Annotated in this window: 21 protein-coding genes and 1 pseudogene; 6 read left to right on the plus strand and 16 right to left on the minus strand. The window is 65.8% G+C overall.

Annotated elements, in window-relative coordinates; translation table 11 throughout:
- The first annotated feature begins 149 nt into the window (after positions 1-149).
- Entirely contained in the window at positions 150-647 is a 498-nt protein-coding gene (locus tag Q9Q79_RS10490) for a DUF892 family protein (RefSeq protein WP_005409691.1), read from the plus strand.
- A gap of 38 nt (positions 648-685) precedes the next feature.
- Here the strand turns inward: Q9Q79_RS10490 and Q9Q79_RS10495 are convergent, their stop codons facing one another.
- Genes Q9Q79_RS10495 through Q9Q79_RS10505 form a run of 3 tightly spaced genes read right to left on the minus strand, consistent with a single transcriptional unit; the run spans position 686 to position 2644 of the window.
- Positions 686-1420 carry a DNA-formamidopyrimidine glycosylase family protein gene (locus tag Q9Q79_RS10495; protein WP_005409692.1) on the minus strand — a complete coding sequence of 245 codons (735 nt, stop codon included), beginning with the start codon at positions 1418-1420 and terminating at the stop codon, positions 686-688.
- Complete coding sequence (locus Q9Q79_RS10500; protein ID WP_005409693.1) at positions 1413-2180, minus strand: DUF72 domain-containing protein; 768 nt, start codon at positions 2178-2180, stop codon at positions 1413-1415. Before Q9Q79_RS10500 ends, Q9Q79_RS10495 begins: the two co-directional genes overlap by 8 nt.
- The gene (locus Q9Q79_RS10505; protein WP_005409694.1) at positions 2177-2644 is read right to left on the minus strand and encodes a BLUF domain-containing protein; all 468 of its coding nucleotides are present in this window, start codon (positions 2642-2644) and stop codon (positions 2177-2179) included. The genes Q9Q79_RS10500 and Q9Q79_RS10505 overlap by 4 nt, the downstream gene beginning before the upstream one ends.
- A 301-nt stretch (positions 2645-2945) precedes the next feature.
- Between Q9Q79_RS10505 and Q9Q79_RS10510 the strand changes: the two genes are divergently transcribed.
- Positions 2946-3269: a KGG domain-containing protein gene (locus Q9Q79_RS10510; RefSeq protein ID WP_005409695.1), complete on the plus strand. Its 324-nt coding sequence runs from the start codon at positions 2946-2948 to the stop codon at positions 3267-3269.
- A gap of 121 nt (positions 3270-3390) precedes the next feature.
- On the opposite strand, the gene Q9Q79_RS10515 is transcribed toward Q9Q79_RS10510, so the two are convergent.
- The 3 genes from Q9Q79_RS10515 to Q9Q79_RS10525 all read right to left on the minus strand — a co-directional run bounded on the left by Q9Q79_RS10515 (position 3391) and on the right by Q9Q79_RS10525 (position 5362).
- Positions 3391-4299, minus strand: coding sequence for a manganese catalase family protein (locus Q9Q79_RS10515; RefSeq protein WP_201862034.1), 909 nt, complete (start codon positions 4297-4299; stop codon positions 3391-3393).
- A 37-nt stretch (positions 4300-4336) separates the two neighbouring features.
- Positions 4337-4858 carry a ferritin-like domain-containing protein gene (locus Q9Q79_RS10520; protein ID WP_005409697.1) on the minus strand — a complete coding sequence of 174 codons (522 nt, stop codon included), beginning with the start codon at positions 4856-4858 and terminating at the stop codon, positions 4337-4339.
- 159 nt (positions 4859-5017) lie between these two features.
- Positions 5018-5362, minus strand: a complete 345-nt coding sequence (locus Q9Q79_RS10525) for a hypothetical protein (protein WP_099561584.1) — start codon at positions 5360-5362, stop codon at positions 5018-5020.
- Positions 5363-5571: 209 nt separating this feature from the next.
- On the opposite strand from Q9Q79_RS10525, the gene Q9Q79_RS10530 reads away from it, so the two are divergent.
- Complete coding sequence (locus Q9Q79_RS10530; protein WP_005409699.1) at positions 5572-5964, plus strand: response regulator; 393 nt, start codon at positions 5572-5574, stop codon at positions 5962-5964.
- A 13-nt stretch (positions 5965-5977) separates the two neighbouring features.
- On the opposite strand, the gene Q9Q79_RS10535 is transcribed toward Q9Q79_RS10530, so the two are convergent.
- The 7 genes and pseudogenes from Q9Q79_RS10535 to Q9Q79_RS10565 all read right to left on the minus strand — a co-directional run bounded on the left by Q9Q79_RS10535 (position 5978) and on the right by Q9Q79_RS10565 (position 11272).
- A complete protein-coding gene (locus Q9Q79_RS10535; RefSeq protein ID WP_201862032.1) occupies positions 5978-6376 on the minus strand; it encodes a BLUF domain-containing protein in 399 nt (132 codons plus the stop codon).
- Positions 6377-6533: 157 nt separating this feature from the next.
- Positions 6534-7220, minus strand: coding sequence for a glycosyltransferase (locus tag Q9Q79_RS10540; RefSeq protein WP_201862030.1), 687 nt, complete (start codon positions 7218-7220; stop codon positions 6534-6536).
- Positions 7217-7804, minus strand: a complete 588-nt coding sequence (locus Q9Q79_RS10545; protein ID WP_049459500.1) for an SAM-dependent methyltransferase — start codon at positions 7802-7804, stop codon at positions 7217-7219. Before Q9Q79_RS10545 ends, Q9Q79_RS10540 begins: the two co-directional genes overlap by 4 nt.
- A complete protein-coding gene (locus Q9Q79_RS10550; protein WP_032966809.1) occupies positions 7801-8559 on the minus strand; it encodes a PIG-L family deacetylase in 759 nt (252 codons plus the stop codon). The genes Q9Q79_RS10545 and Q9Q79_RS10550 overlap by 4 nt, the downstream gene beginning before the upstream one ends.
- On the minus strand, positions 8547-9488 hold the full coding sequence (locus Q9Q79_RS10555; RefSeq protein ID WP_005413479.1) for a hypothetical protein: 942 nt from the start codon (positions 9486-9488) through the stop codon (positions 8547-8549). Before Q9Q79_RS10555 ends, Q9Q79_RS10550 begins: the two co-directional genes overlap by 13 nt.
- A gap of 105 nt (positions 9489-9593) precedes the next feature.
- Positions 9594-10098: pseudogene (locus Q9Q79_RS10560) on the minus strand (hypothetical protein).
- Between the two features lie 10 nt (positions 10099-10108).
- On the minus strand, positions 10109-11272 hold the full coding sequence (locus Q9Q79_RS10565; protein WP_005409706.1) for a zinc-dependent alcohol dehydrogenase: 1164 nt from the start codon (positions 11270-11272) through the stop codon (positions 10109-10111).
- 148 nt (positions 11273-11420) lie between these two features.
- On the opposite strand from Q9Q79_RS10565, the gene Q9Q79_RS10570 reads away from it, so the two are divergent.
- From Q9Q79_RS10570 to Q9Q79_RS10580, 3 genes are all read left to right on the plus strand, one after another.
- Positions 11421-11609: a hypothetical protein gene (locus Q9Q79_RS10570; RefSeq protein WP_076740001.1), complete on the plus strand. Its 189-nt coding sequence runs from the start codon at positions 11421-11423 to the stop codon at positions 11607-11609.
- Positions 11610-11709: 100 nt separating this feature from the next.
- A complete protein-coding gene (locus tag Q9Q79_RS10575) occupies positions 11710-12348 on the plus strand; it encodes a DUF6766 family protein (RefSeq protein WP_076740002.1) in 639 nt (212 codons plus the stop codon).
- Between the two features lie 3 nt (positions 12349-12351).
- A complete protein-coding gene (locus Q9Q79_RS10580; protein WP_076740003.1) occupies positions 12352-12945 on the plus strand; it encodes a cysteine hydrolase in 594 nt (197 codons plus the stop codon).
- Here the strand turns inward: Q9Q79_RS10580 and Q9Q79_RS10585 are convergent.
- The 3 genes from Q9Q79_RS10585 to Q9Q79_RS10595 form a co-directional block, all read right to left on the minus strand.
- A complete protein-coding gene (locus Q9Q79_RS10585) occupies positions 12928-13161 on the minus strand; it encodes a hypothetical protein (protein WP_076738418.1) in 234 nt (77 codons plus the stop codon). The two genes, Q9Q79_RS10580 and Q9Q79_RS10585, sit on opposite strands and share 18 nt — an antisense overlap.
- A gap of 122 nt (positions 13162-13283) precedes the next feature.
- Positions 13284-13730, minus strand: a complete 447-nt coding sequence (locus Q9Q79_RS10590; protein ID WP_076740004.1) for a Rap1a/Tai family immunity protein — start codon at positions 13728-13730, stop codon at positions 13284-13286.
- A gap of 150 nt (positions 13731-13880) precedes the next feature.
- Positions 13881-14864: a LacI family DNA-binding transcriptional regulator gene (locus Q9Q79_RS10595; RefSeq protein ID WP_076740005.1), complete on the minus strand. Its 984-nt coding sequence runs from the start codon at positions 14862-14864 to the stop codon at positions 13881-13883.
- Between the last annotated feature and the right edge of the window lie 5 nt (positions 14865-14869).

A 14869-nucleotide genomic window follows, 5' to 3' on the forward strand; every position in this document is an offset into this window, starting at 1 on the left:
GGACTGCGGCAGGCGGGCGACAGACGCCACCTCGTGAAGACAACGCGCAGGGTTCGCTTTGGCGTTCACATGCCGCCTTCACCTGGCCCCCGCCTGATCGCAACCGGGCGGGACCTACTCTGAGCGCTCCACTCACAGCGGAGCCCAGCATGGCTATCAAGACAGCGGAAGACCTGTTCATCCACGAACTCTCGGATATCTACAGCGCCGAAAAGCAGCTGACCAAGGCCCTCCCGCGCCTGGCCCGTGCGGCCGAGAACCCTGACCTGGCCACAGCGTTTGAAACGCACCTGGAAGAAACCCAGGGCCAGATCGAGCGCATCGACCAGGTGGTGGAGGTTCTCGGCATCCGGCTGAAGCGCATCAAGTGCGCGGCGATGGAAGGTCTGGTGGAGGAAGGCAAGGAAGTGATCGACAGCATCGACAAGGGCCCTGTGCGCGATGCCGCCCTGATCGGCGGCGCGCAGAAAGTCGAGCATTACGAGATCGCGTCCTACGGCACCATCGCCGCGCTGGCCAAGCAGCTGGGCTACAAGGACGCCCTTCCGCTGCTGCTGGAGACGCTTGAGGAAGAGAAGGCTACCGACGAGAAGCTCACCCTGCTGGCCAAGGGCGGCGGCAATGCCAAGGCAGCACAAGCCGCCTGATCGACGCGCCCCGAAGCCGGCCGCCATGGACGGCGGCCTCAGGGTTCGTACAGCACCTGGTCGTTCGGGCAGAAGAACGTGCGCCGCCGGGTGGTGCCCATGTACAGCTTGCTGATCGGGCCGCCGCATGCCGGGCAGACCCTGCGCGTGTGTACCTGCCAGTGCTTCTTCAACTCGAAACGGCGCTTCCACTGCAGGAAATCAAAGCTGTAGGCGCGGGCCTGCGTGATCAGCGCGGTGAGCTTGCGCGGTGGCAGGTCGCCCAGCCGCGTGGCGGGGTGCACGCCTGTACGGAACAGCACCTCGTTCTTGATGATGTTGCCCACGCCGGCAAAGACCGTCTGGTCCAGAAGCGCATCACAGACCATGACGTCCGGCATTGCCTTCAGCTTGCGCCGGGCCAGCTTCGGATCCCAAGCATCGTTCATCACGTCCGCGCGCCAATCGTAGACCTCGTCCAACGGCTCGTCGATCAGCCGCACGGAACACGCATAGAAGTTCAGCTCGCCATTGTCGAACCGCAGGGATACACGCGGCGGGGTTGGCTTACGTTCGTCGATGCGCCAGCTGCCGAACATCATCAGATGGATGCGCAGAGTGTGGCGGCTGAATTCCAGCAGGAAGTGCTTGCCCCAGCTGCGGACCGCCTTGACCCTTCGGCCCTGCAGCGGCGACAGGTCGACCCGGCTGTTCCCGGAGACGGCGCGGACCACGTGCCCCTTGAAGTGGCTGGCTGCTTCGCGCAGCAGGACGATCGAAGGGCCTTCAGGCATGTTCCTTCTCCTGCAGCAGCGCCTGCAGGTGCAGGGCGTTGCCGGTGGCGTGACCCAGTGCGGTGTTGTCCAGTACGAACCAGGCGGGTCGTTTCGCCTCGGCCTCGGCCAGCAGTTGCCGCGCAAGGTGGGCAAGGGTGGGTTCGCCGTAGGCACTGCGATAGATCTGCGGCTGGCCGTGCCAGCGCCAGTAGCTCCACGCGCGGTCACCGCCGGGCGTCGCTGCCGCCGGCACACGTGCCGGATCCGCGGCAACCCGTGCCACGCCATGCGCGCTCAGAAGCGCATCCACTTCCGGCGTGAACCAACTCGGGTGGCGCGGCTCGCACGCCACATCGGCCTGGGTGCGCGCGCGCAGGCCCCGCAGGAATGCTATGGCCGTGGCCGTGTCGTACACCAGGCTCGGCGGCAACTGCAGCAGTAACGGCCCGAGCTTTTCACCCAGCTCCAGCACGCCTTCAAGGAACCGCTCGAGCGGTTGCATTGCGTCGCGCAGCCGACGCTCATGGCTGATCTCTCGCGGCAATTTCACCGCGAACCGGAAGCCCTCCGGCACGCTCGCCGCCCATCGCGCATAGGTCCTGGCCTGGTGCGGTCGATAGAAGGATGAGTTGATCTCCACCATCGGCAGGCGTGTGGCGTAGCGCTGCAGCGCGGTGTCGCCCGCGCCGAACGCTTCCTGATCCGCGCGCGGCAGCGACCAGCCCGCACAGCCGACACGCAGTGGAGCGGATGCACGCGGGGCGGCCGCCGCCGTCATCGTACCAGCTGCCCGTACGGTTCCAGGGTCTCTCCCGCACCTGCATCCGTGTGCAACTGCGAGACCGACAGCAGACGATCCAGTGCGCTGTTTCCGGAGTCGAGCGCCAAGGCGCTGCGCACGAAGCCGGTCCAGTCAGAGATGGCGATCTTTCCCAGCGCGAGCTCATCCACCCGCACGCTGCGCATTCGCCAGTGCGGAAACTGCCGCCGCCCCACCCTGCCCCGGTTCAGCTCGACGATCCCACTGTGGCTGCCGGCCGCGAGAATGCGCGTGTACGCCGCATTGATCCCGGCCTCCGGGCCCTCCAGATACTGCAGGAAGCGCGAGCCGTCGAAAAGCAACGTGCCGGTGACATCGACGGATTCGTTGAACTGCACCGCTTCGGCCACAAGCCGTTGCAGCCGCTCTTCGGTCAGGCTTGGGGACGCTTCACTCACATAGGCAATCGCACGAAAAGGCATGGCACCACCGGTTGTCGCAGACAGCTCTACCTTAGCGACGCGGGTCGTATGTGCAGTGAGGCCGGCGTAGAGGCTGCGTCGAGTTGAGGCGCGGGCCCGCCGCATTGCTTTGACACGTGATCGAGCGCGGCGGGCGCGCCTGCGGCGCACCCGCGCGTGCACCACGTTTCGTGGAGACCGGATGAGGAATCGTGGGCTTCCGGATGACGCCACGTTGGCGGTCATGCCACCGCGGTCTAGCGCCGGATCTGGAAGATGGTCCCTGCCGCCAGTCGGGCGGCTCAACCCAGGGAGACTTTCCATGGCCAACCAGAACCAGAACCAGGGCAACAGCAACCGCGGTTTCGCTTCGATGGACGAGGACAAGCAGCGCGAGATCGCCGCCAAGGGTGGACGTGCCGCGCACGAATCAGGCAACGCCCATGAATTCAGCTCGGAAGAAGCACGCGAAGCCGGCCGCAAGGGTGGCGAAGCGGTGAGCCAGGATCGCCAGCACATGGCGGACATCGGCCGCGAAGGCGGCCAGAACAGCCGCGGGGGTGGAAACCAGGGCGGCAACCAGGGCGGCGGGCAGCAACAGCAGGAACGCGGCGGCGGCAACAACCGCGGTGGCCAGCAGCGCTGATCGCGCCTGAAGCCAGATGTACCACTTCGTGGGCGGACGTGATGTCCGCCCACTTTCGTACGCCTTGACGCTGATCAAGGGCTTCGCCACTGGGGCGCCGCAGATGGGCGCCCCAGCCCTTTCATGGCTCGCGTGGTGGCAGGTCCAGTGCTCCCGCGCCCGGGCCGGCCCCCAGCTCGGCCCCGGTGGTCGGCCGCGCTTCCGGGTCGGAGAGTGTACGCAGGGTCATGGCCTGCACCGCCGCTTGTTCGCGCGCGTCCAGGTCCACCGTGCCGCCGCCGTCGCCACCATCCACAGCGGTCTGTGCCTCGCGGTCGCTGACCCGCTCCCATAGCTCGCCGCTGTTCCAGCTGCCCTGCAGGTCGTCGGCGCCGTCGCCCTGCGACATGTCCATGTACAGATCGGTGAACGCAGGGTCCCCCGGCAGCTTGCCCGGCGGGAAGTTGGGCTGGATGCTGTGCAGCGCCTTCTCGAATGACTTCATGTGCGCGATCTCGCGCGCCATCAGGAAACGCAGCGCATCCTTGATACCGGGGTCGTCGGTGACGTTGATCAGGCGCTCATACACCAGCTTGGCGCGCGCTTCCGCAGCGATGTTCGAGCGCAGATCGGCGGTAGGTTCCCCGATCGAGTCGATGTAGGCCGCTGTCCACGGCACCCCGCTGGAATTGACCAGCGCCGGCCCGCCACCGTACAGGATCTGCTCGGTATGGCTGGTGCTGTTCTGCCCCAGCAGCCGCATATCCTCGGCCTCGGCAAGCCCTTCGGACTGAATGGCCTCCGGCCCGCGGTTGAGCATGGCGATGATGGTGCCGATGATCTCCAGATGGCTGATCTCTTCGGTGGCGATATCCATCAGCAGGTCCTTGCGGCCTGGATCGCATTCGCCGAGTCCCTGGGTGAAGTAGCGCATGGCGGCAGCAAGCTCGCCCTGCGGGCCGCCGAACTGTTCAAGCATGAGGCTGGCGAGCTGCGGGTTGGATTCGCGCACGCGCACGGTGTACATCAGCTTCTTGTGATGAAAGAACATGGGGTTTCTCCAATGGCTGGCTGTGCTGGCTTCGGGGTCAGCGCTTGGCTTGCGCGCCCGGCGTTTCGTCGCGATTGAGGAACGCACCGACCAGGCCGTCCTGGTGGTCTTCCAGCCAGCGCGCCATGGCGATCTCTTCCTGCAGGATCTGGCCACAGACTGCGGCGATGTCCGGCGCTGCGGCACGCTCGGCAGCAATCACCAGCGCCCGGTAGGTGGCGATCTCGGTGTTTTCGAAGCCGAACGAGAGCCCCACGCTCTTGACCACCTCGTCTTCCATCAGGCTTGTGCCGGCCGCATGGAGAGCCGCAGTCATGCTGGCGAACAGTCCCTTGGCGGTCGGCACGCTTCCTCCAAGCGCTTCAATGCACTGGCGCAGCGAGGCGGCCTGCCCCTGCGTCTCCTGGACGTGCTGGGCGATCCGTGCAGCGAGGTGGGGATAGTTCTGGATCCGCGAAGCCATGGCCTTCATCATGGTCTCCGCCTCCTGCTCCATGGCGTAGGCGTCCTGCAGCCACTTCAACAGGCGCTCGCTTCGGGCGTTGTTCTGGTCTGCCATTTCGTTCTCCGGTGCGGGGCGACATGCCTCCGGAGACCATGGTGGAGCGCCGGCAATCACCGCCCTGTCGGCCGGTGTGAGCCGACGAAGGTGGGCGCTGCACGCAGTGGTGATGCGGCGATAACATCCGCAGCCCTGTGTTTCACCCAGGAGGTGCTCTCAGGTCGCCATTGCGCTGGATACGCCCACGCCGACTGCAGGTCGCTCGCGCCTGGCGTTCGAGGCGCACGCGCCGCCCGCCGCCATCACGGCCTGCATTACCCGATGTTGAGCACGATGCCCGCCACCATCCACGCCCACGACATAGACGAAGCGCCCATCGAACTTGGCCTGTGCGCCTTCCATGGCGTCGTCGGCCAGCAGTGCTCGCTTCAGCGACTTCATCCAGGCCCGTTCAGGCGCCCGGTCCAGCTCCACGACGATGGCGGCACCGCCGCAGTCGAGTGGCATGCACTCGACACGCAGTACGCCTGGAGCGACAGAATCGGTTCCGGACAGCGGCATGACAGAATCTCCGATGGGGGGGACGGCGGCAGTATCCACAGCGCGTGCCAAGACGCCGTCAACGAAATCCAGGGCACCTTCCACACCTCCTCCACCCGGTTGGCGGCGCGCTCGGGGGGAGGCTTCGCGCCGGGCTGACAATGCACACGCATAGCGTTGATGCAGCACAGCACAGACTGCAGTTCCCAGGACAACACAGGCGTGCACGTATGCAATCCGGAATGAGCCAGCGCAGATGCAACCTGCTGCTGGTGGAAGACCAGCTCGACCTGGCTGCGCTGATGGAACAGGCGCTGGAGGACGCAGGCGATCAGGTGACGCATGCCTACAGCGTGTTCGATGCGCTGGGGCTGCTGGACAACCAGCGATTCGACGGCGCCGTGCTCGACGTCGAGCTTCGCGACGGCGTGGTCTTCCCGGTGGCTGATCGCCTGACGGAACTCGGTATTCCGTTCCTGTTCGTATCCGCGGTCTATGACCAGTTGGTGCCGCAGCGTCACCGTCGCGCCGCTTTCGTGGCCAAACCGTTCCACGTCGGCGAGTTGCAGGAGACGGTTCGGCGCGTCATGGGGGATGTCTGCGTGCAACCGCCGGCGCATTGATTGCCATGGGTGGTCACCCCAGGTGCGGGGCCACCACCAGGCTCAGCTGGCGCAGCGCGCCGCCACGGGAGAGCCCATCCCAGTTGCTGCGCGCCACGCTGCGGATCTCGGAGTCATCGACCCACAGCAGCCGCATTGACCAGTAGGGAAAGAATCGGCCGGAAACCCTGCCCCGGCCCAGCTCGATCAGCTCGCAATGGCTGCGGGCACTGAGGATGCGGCCGTACACCACGTTGATGCTGTCTTCCGGTCCCTCGATGTACTGGAGGAAACGGAGCCCGTCGTAAAGAAGCACATCCGTAACGCCGGCTTCGAAGTTGAAGCGGGCGGCGGCCCTGGCGAGGTCATCCACATGGTCCATGGAAAGCCCCGATGTCGCCTCACTTGCGTAGGCGACTGCACGGAGGGGCACGTTCGTTCCTTCTGACGCAGGAAATTTCCTGCTCGTCCATCATCGCTTCGCGGAGGTAGGCAGGGATGAGGGCCTTCGTGGCCTGCGCTGTCCCAACGCTCTCCTCAACCGCACGCTCCGATAACACGGGGCGCTTGCGTGACGGTGTGGCTGACCCTCAGGTGATCAGGGCCGATGCTTCCGCGCCGGAGCGCTCGCCACCCAGCGCCGCCAGATAAGCGGAGAATCCGCCTGTAGCGCGCCCCTGCAGACGCGCACTTGTCATCACCACGGGAGCGCCGGCCCATCGCACCACCGCACCGCAGCGTTGCAGCGCTCTGACAAGCGCCACGTCTTCACTGCAGTGCAGGGGAGCAAAGCCGCCCACGGCCCGATAGGAACTGGCAGAGACGCCGAGGTTGGCACCGTGGATGCGCCCATGATGGTCGCCCCACTGCTGTCTTGCCTGGAATGCCCTGCGCAGGCGCCGTTCACCCTGGCAGGTCGTCGCTATGTCCACCAGTCCGCAGAAAGCGTCACAACTGCCCTGAACCTGTGCGGCCAGCCACTCGGGAGGCACCTCGCTGTCAGCGTCCGTGCTTGCCAGCCACCTGGCGCCCCGCCCCAGCAGTTCAGCAGCGGCTGCGGCCCGGGCGACACCGACGCAGCGTGCATCCAGCTGCACGCTGCCGACCTGGTGTTGGCGGCAGATGGTGCCCGTTGCATCCGTACACGCATCCAGCGCGACCATCACCTCCACTGCTTCGCCGCCGAGGCCCGGGTGAAGGGCCGCCACCCGGATGGATTGCAGGCACCGCGCGATACTGTCCGCCTCGTTGTGGGCGGGTATCAGGACGCCTATCACCGCAGGCCCTCGTTCCGGGCCAATGACAAGGGGCCCCGTGTCCATCCCTGAAGCACGAAGTCCGCATCGCGGTAGTGGAAGGCCTCCTGCAGGCCTTCCCCCAGGCATCGATGCACCACCTCGGTCCGGCTCGCGCGTCCGTGGAACGAGGGCAACCAATGGCAGGCGACCAGCAGGCCGTCATCGCGAAGTGCTTCATCAATGCCACCGCGCAGCTCGCGCAGTGCGCCTGCCCCCAGGTAGTAGCCCATTTCGCCGCAGACGATCAGGTCGAAGCGTCCTGGCGGCCATTGCTCGGGATGGCTGGCGCAATGAACCTGCACGTGCGGCAGATGGGCCAGGTTGCGGCGCGCCTGGAACGCCGCACGTGGGCTGATGTCGGTTGCCAGCAGGCGTTCGCAACGTGCGGCCAGCGCCTCGGTCAGTACGCCGTTGGAACACCCCAGTTCCCAGCCGCGAGCGAACTGGCGCTGGCTGAGGCTTGCCAGCAGCAGCGCACGCTTGCGCTCTTCATACCACCGGCTGCGGTAGCCGAACGGGTCCTCCTGCTCATGCAGGTCATCGAAGTACGGTTGCGCGCTCATGCAAGGAATACCTCGTAGTTTCGAAAGAATCGGGCGAGTACATGTGCGGGCAGCACCGGCGGGCTGTTCAGGCCCGCCACGTCGCCGGTCTGCGTACGGAAATGCGCGATTGCGTTTCGCTTTGCGGACGCCACTGCTGAAATGTCGACCAGCTTCGGAACCTCCCACGCCATATGTGCGCAGGCAGGGTCAAGCCAGTGCCAGCCCCACACCGGGTACTCCAGCCGGTGGCAACCAACCGCCCGCGCGGCGCGGCAGGCAGCGCGTCCTGCCGCTTCGTGATCGGGGTGACCATCAAACCGCCATGGCGCCAGGACCAGGTCGCGCGGTTGCAGATACTGCTGCAGCCAACCTTCCAGCCCCTGCTCATGCGCGCTGACCGCGCCGTCGGCGATACCCAGGTGGAAGATGGAGCGAACCGGAATGCCGAGTTCGCCCAATGCCGCGGCAAGCTCCGCTCGGCGCGCTGATCGCAGGCGTTCGGGCGTCCACCACGGCTCGCCCGGGTAGCATGCTTCGCCGTCGGTCACGGCAACGACACTGACGTCGATACCCTGCCCCGCAGCGTGATGCAGCAGTCCGCCACAGCCGAGGATTTCGTCGTCCGGATGCGGCGCGACCACCACCATGCGGTCATGCCCGCTGCAGAGTGCGGTTGCCGATGTGGTCGGTTGCTGCCAGAGCCAATCGCAGTGCAGCCAGGCCTGCTCCTGGGTTCCTTCCCCTTGCAGGGGTGTCCTGGCTACAGCGCCCATGTTGCCTCCTGTGCTGCACGCTGCTCGCCCAGCCATTCCCAATCGCGGTCGGCGTGGCTCTGGCGAAGGAACACGGTCAGGTCCGCGCAGCGCCGGGCATGGGCGTCCTCCAGGCACATCGGGCCCGGGCCCAGCGCCCGACCCGCCAGGTCCAGCACACGCGTTGCCGCGCGCTCAACGACACAGCGCACGCGCACTACATCTTCGCGATGGGCCAGTTCGGGCGCGGCGTCGATGTGCGCCGCCAGTTCGCGAAGCAGCGCGGCTGCCGGGCCCAGGGCGAGGTCCACTTCACCCAGCAGCCGCGCGCGATTTCCCTCGGTGCAGGCCGGTCGCATGCGCTCGGCCAAAGCGGCCGCTGCACCAAACCAGACCGCCGCGATGCCTGCCCCGCCGTGCCAGAAGCCCGGGCGCTGCAGGTAGTCATCGCGCGTCCCCAGGATCACCATCGGTGCGCCGTCAAAGCGCACCGTGGTGGAAGGGATTGCGGCCATGCCCACGGCAGGCCATGGCTCGCCCGCAAGTGTGTGCCAGTGTTCCGCCGCTACCTGGCATAGCCACACGCCCTGCGGGTTGCGAACCGTTACCAGTGCCGCATCCACCCATGCGCTGCCGGAACACCAGGGTTTGTCACCGTACAACCCACCGCCGGCATCGATGCGAACGGTGTTGGCCGGACCCTCTGCAGCCCACACCGCCAGCAACGTGTCTTCAGCAGGGATGGGCGCCCTCAACTCGGCAGCAATCGCCTGGGCGTCATAGTGGGCCTCCAGTACCTTGGCCAGGCAAAGATCCTCTGCCCCCCAGGCTGCCAGCGCCTGCCAACGCTGCAGGGTCTGGCCGCCACCGGGCAAAGGCAATGCCGGTTGCTGCACCAGCACCTGGCGTGCGCGATTGAACAGCGAAGAGGATGACGTCACATCCTGCATGGGTGGCAGACCTGCAATGGAGATACGCCATGAACGTAGGCGGCAGGCGGTCACATGTCTGTCTTGATGGCGTGGCGGGCACATGAATGCCCGGTACCATGATCCTCACGGCCCCGTCTGCGTGCGCTGTCTTGCACGCACGCACTGCCGCAGTTCCCAGAGCCATGGCAGCACCACCAGGCCCAGCGCCGGCAGCAGGGTGAGCCACCAGACGTCCGGTGCTGCAGGCTTCACTTCGAGCGACCACCGCGGGTGGGCCTGCCAGCCCACCCAGGCCAGCAGGACCCACGGCGCGGCATCCAGCACGCTGTGCACATGTTGTTCCGCCGGGCTTGATGCGTCGACGGCCGTCCGCGCTGACGGTATCGAGATAGCCGGCGACCGCGTGTGCGATGACCAGGCCTGCCAGAAGCGCGACCAGCGACAACGTGTTCTCCAGCAGGAGCCAGGCAAGCACGCCGCTGCCGATCAGCAGCAGCTGCACCCCATGCAGCAGGCTTTCGCGCATCGCGGAAGTGTGCGGAAGATCGGTGCGCCGGTGAAAATGGAAATCCAGCGATCCGGCAGCCAGCCACAGGGCGTAGACACAGGCGATGACAATCGCGCTCATGGCGGCACGCTCAGGGTGTCAGTACGATCTTGCGGCAGTCATCGTCCTTGGCATCAAACATTGCATAGCCTTGAGCTGCATCGGCCAGGCGCATCCGGTGCGAGATGATGTCACCCGGGTGCAGCTTTCCTTCCATGATTGCGTCGAGCAGTTCCGGCATCAGTCCCTGCACGTGCGTCTGCCCCATCTTGAACGTCAGCCCCTTGTCGAACGCATCACCCAGCAGAAAACCATGGATGAAGCCAGCGTAGACACCCGGGATGCTGACCACGCCGCCGCGGCGTGCTGCCGCGATGCACTGCCGGATCGCCACGCCGCTGCTGCCCTCCAGTTTCACGGCAGTCAATGCTGACTCCAGCGCGCTGCCCTCGGCCTCGAAGCCTACCGCCTCGATGCAGGCGTCCACGCCCCGCCCACTGGTCTGGGCAAGGATGTAGTCCGCCGGGTCTTCGATCTCCTTGAAGTCGATGGGAGTCACACCGTAGGTACGGCGCGCGTAATCCAGACGGTAACGAAGATGGTCGACCATGAAGATGGTCTCTGCGCCCAGCAGGCGGCAGCAGGCCGCGCTCATCAGCCCCACCGGGCCCGCACCGAAGATGGCCACCGTCGAGCCCGCCTTCACCCCTGCGTTCAGCGCAGCCTGGTAGCCGGTGGGGAGAATGTCGGACAGGAACAGCACCTGCTCATCCGCAATGCCTTCCGGAATGCGCAGCGGGCCTACATTCGCCTTCGGTACACGCACGAATTCGGCCTGGCCCCCGGCCACGCCGCCATACAGATGGCTGTAGCCGAACAATGCGGCCGGAGGCAGCATGCCCTTCTGATTCAGTGCGGCGCCCTTGCCGGTATTGGTGGTTTCGCAAGCGGCATACTCGGCCAGGCGGCAATGGAAGCACTCTCCACAGGCGATCACGAAAGGGATCACCACACGATCGCCCGGCTGCACCTGGGTCACGCCGCTGCCGACCTCTTCCACCACGCCCATGAACTCGTGGCCGAGCACATCGCCATCGTGCAGATCCGGAATCTTGCCGCGATACAGGTGCAGGTCCGATCCACAGATGGCGGTGGCAGTTACCCTCAGGATCAGATCATCCTCGGCCGCCAGTACCGGGTCCGGTACGGTCTCGACTCGCACATCCTTGCGGCCGTGATAGGTCAATGCCTGCATCGTGCTTCTCCAGGAGCTCGGGACGCCAGCATCGCAAGGCCGCCATCCCGCTTCGGTGACATCCCGGTGTGCACGGCGTTCATTCTACGGGGTCATGGTGTTAACCCGGCCCGGTGCAGTCTTCGGTCTCTAGCCGCAGGAGCTGCCCATGAACGACAAGCTGCCCCTCAATCCGACGACAGACGTGGACGATCAGTCGAAGGCGCACACGCCGGACAAGCGGCGCAACGATCGAGCCAAGTGGAAGGAGCACGACATGCCCGACGACGGCGATGGCCCCAAGGCCGTACCGGAAGACTACGAACGTCCTGATCCTGACCCGACCGGAAAGCGTTGAGTCCGCCTCACATTCTGGATGCGCCGGATTCACGGGTCATGGCCTGCTACCCGCGCAAGCTTCGCGCACGGCCTCTGGAACAGACTGAACGAGGTGTTGCATGTGGAAACGCAACGGTCTCTCGCTGGTGCTGCTTGTGCTCACGCTTGTGTTCATCGTCGGGCAGGCGGTTGCCGGGCATCACGTGCACAACCAGGAACTGGTCGAGTACGGACGCGCGCCGATCGATCTCTGGCACTACCTCGCGACGGGGCACTTCGTCAGCGCCACGTTCGAGAACTGGGAGAGCGAGTTCCTGCAGATGGGGATGTATGTGCTCCTGACGGTCAGCCTGCGCCAGCGCGGCTCCGCCGAATCGCGGCCGCTGGACCCTGCGCAGGAACAGAATCGCGTCGAGCCGGGGCCCGCGCCGTGGCCGGTAAGGCGCGGTGGTCCATGGAAGACGCTCTACGGTCATTCGCTTGCGATCGCGTTCGGGCTGTTGTTCCTGTTCAGCTTTACGCTGCATGCAGTGGGAAGCTGGCGTGCCGAGGAGGCCGAACAGCAGTTGAAGGGATTGCCGCCGCCAGGCTTTGTGGAGCACCTCGCCAGCAGCACATTCTGGTTCGAATCCATGCAGAACTGGCAGAGCGAATTCCTGGCCGTGCTGTCCCTGGTGGTACTGACGATTTTCCTGCGCCAGAAAGACTCGCCGCAATCCAAGCCGGTTGAGGCCCCACACGCGCAGACAGGTGATTGAGCCATGCGAGATGATCCATCGACGGCCCTGCTGATCATCGACATGTTCAGTCGATTCGACTTCCCTGGCGCTCAAACCCTGGCGCCGGCGGCAGAGCGGGCGGCCCGGCAGATCCGGCGCCTGAGGGATCACTTCGACGAACGCGGTTGGCCGGTCATCTACGCCAACGACAATTTCTCGGAATGGAAGCGCGATTTCCGCCAGCAGGTGGAACAGTGCCGGCGCGACGGTGGCCCGGCGGGGCGAATCGCCAGCCTTCTCTCGCCTCTGCCAGGTCACTACTTCGTGCTCAAGCCCAAGCACTCGGCTTTTCTGGCCAGCCCTTTGCCGATTCTGCTGGCCAAGCTGGGAGTGCGCCGCCTTTGGCTGTGTGGCATGACGGCCGACTCGTGTGTCCTGGCTACAGCGTTGGACGCCAACGCCAGGGAATTCCACGTGGTGTTGGCGTCGGAGGCCGTGGCGGGAATGCCAGCGCAGAAGCGGCGGGCACTGGCGCTGCTTGCTGGTTCGGGCGCAGCGCGGGTCGCGCGGGTTTCTTCGCTTGTCTCTGGGCAGGAGCGGGATGGCGCTGACGGCGACTCAGGCCCGGTCGGCTAAACCCTTTACACCTGAATGACCGGCGCAGTGTGCGCAGCAGAAGATCTGGCCGTTTCCTTCAACACCATGCCCGATAACAGCGCAATCGCAGTGTGCGCAGCGCGGTGCGAATGCGTGGATCGCGCATTCGAACGAATCGAACGTGCCGCTGCGCCCGCCCTGCTGGAGGGTGAAGCTCTTGTCGTAGTTGTTGCCGCAGACATCACAGGTGGCCATGGGGCACCTCGTGCTGTGGAAGGAACATGCAGTGTGGACAGCGCGGGTGTTGGTGGCCGTGAATGCACCGTGTCGCGAGGGTGTAGGGCGTTCGCGTCGTCACGCGTTGGGCGCGGCCTGTCCTATTCGTCTTTGCCGGGCTCGGCACTGCCACCCCGTGACGCGCCACCACCACAGGGAAATGCGGTCCGCAGCGCTTCGGCAACCAGTGGAGACGCATCCTGCTGCAATCGCTCGCCGGGCAACTGCCGGAGATGGGAAGACACACGGTCGACCAGCTCATGCGGAAGAATCCTGCCTTGGCCACACCACTGGCCGTGGCTGGCATCGGCAACGCCCTGGATGTAGGCGCTGGCGCGAGCGCTGGACAGGTTCCGGCACTGCTCGCCGTCGCAGAAGCCATCAGCGCCTTTGCCCTGCAGCAGGGTGATGAGTTCGGCTCCACTGACAAGCCAGGTGCGTGCCGGTTGCGTTGTTCCGGCGAGGGCGGATCCTGCCAGGGCGCAGAGGCCGAGTGCGAGGAGCCGACGCAAGAGGCGGCGCGCCTGGGGTTCGTGATGTCCGTTCATGTCGGAGTCCTTGGCGCGTTCCTGTGGGATGCACACAGCGTGGGTCAAAGTCGAGCTAGCTGGTTGTGGACAGATGGCTTGTAACAGGCAGCGGCTGGCCCGCCAACACCCGGGCGGCATTCCAAGGCTTCGCCGCGATCGGGCGCCGAGCTATCGCGCTGCCGTCGACCCTCTGACCACGCACCGGCCCGTCATTACGAGTCGGCGTACCGGCAGCTCCGGCGTGCGCAGGCGCTCAAGCAGCAGCGACATCGCGGCCCGCCCCATCTCCTCAACCGGTTGCTCGATCACGGTGATGCCCGGCTCGACCAGCTCGGTCCAGCGTTCGTTGTCGAAGCCGGCCAGTGCCAACGCCTCTGGAATCGCCAGCCCGGCGCCGCGGGCGGCTTTCAATGCTCCCATCAACAGCAGGCTGTTGCTGGTGACCAGTGCTTCGGGGCGGGCTGGCGTGGCGAGCCACTGATCGACCGTCGCGATGGCGGCTTCGGCCGTGGGTTCAACCTCACGGTAGTCCGGCTGCAACCCATGCGTGCGCATCGCAGCGAGATAACCGTCACGTCGCTCGGCCGCGGTGGTACTGGTGCTGCCGAACAGTCCGCCGATACGCCGATAGCCGCGCTCCACCAGATGCTCGACCAGGCCTGCCATCGCTGCCGGATTGTCGAGTACCACGCTGTCGATCGGACCGCCGGGCGCGGCACGGTCCACCAGCACCGTCGGATAGTCCAGCGTGAGCCGCTCGAGCCGGCCCACCGTGGTCCGGGTCGGCGCGAAGATCAGGCCGCTGATGCGCTCTTCGTGCATCAATTGCAGATACAGCGCCTCCCGCTCGGGGTCCTCGTCGGTGTTGCAGAGGGTGACCCGAAGACCTTCGCGATAGGCCACCTCTTCCACGGCGCGGATCAGCGCCGTGAAGAACGGGTTGCGGATATCCGCCACGATCAAGCCGATGATGCCGGAGTGCCGGGAGCGCAGCCGTCTTGCCTGCAGGTTGGGTCGATAGCCGGTCTGGCGGATCGCCAGCTCGACCCTGCCGCGCACGTCCTCGCTGACCGGACCGCCCCCGAGCACCCGTGACACCGTGGATTTGGACACCCCCGCCACGCGTGCGACGTCGTTGATGCTGATGCTCATTGGAA

This window comes from Stenotrophomonas sp. a6 (assembly GCF_030913325.1).
Taxonomy (GTDB): domain Bacteria; phylum Pseudomonadota; class Gammaproteobacteria; order Xanthomonadales; family Xanthomonadaceae; genus Stenotrophomonas; species Stenotrophomonas maltophilia.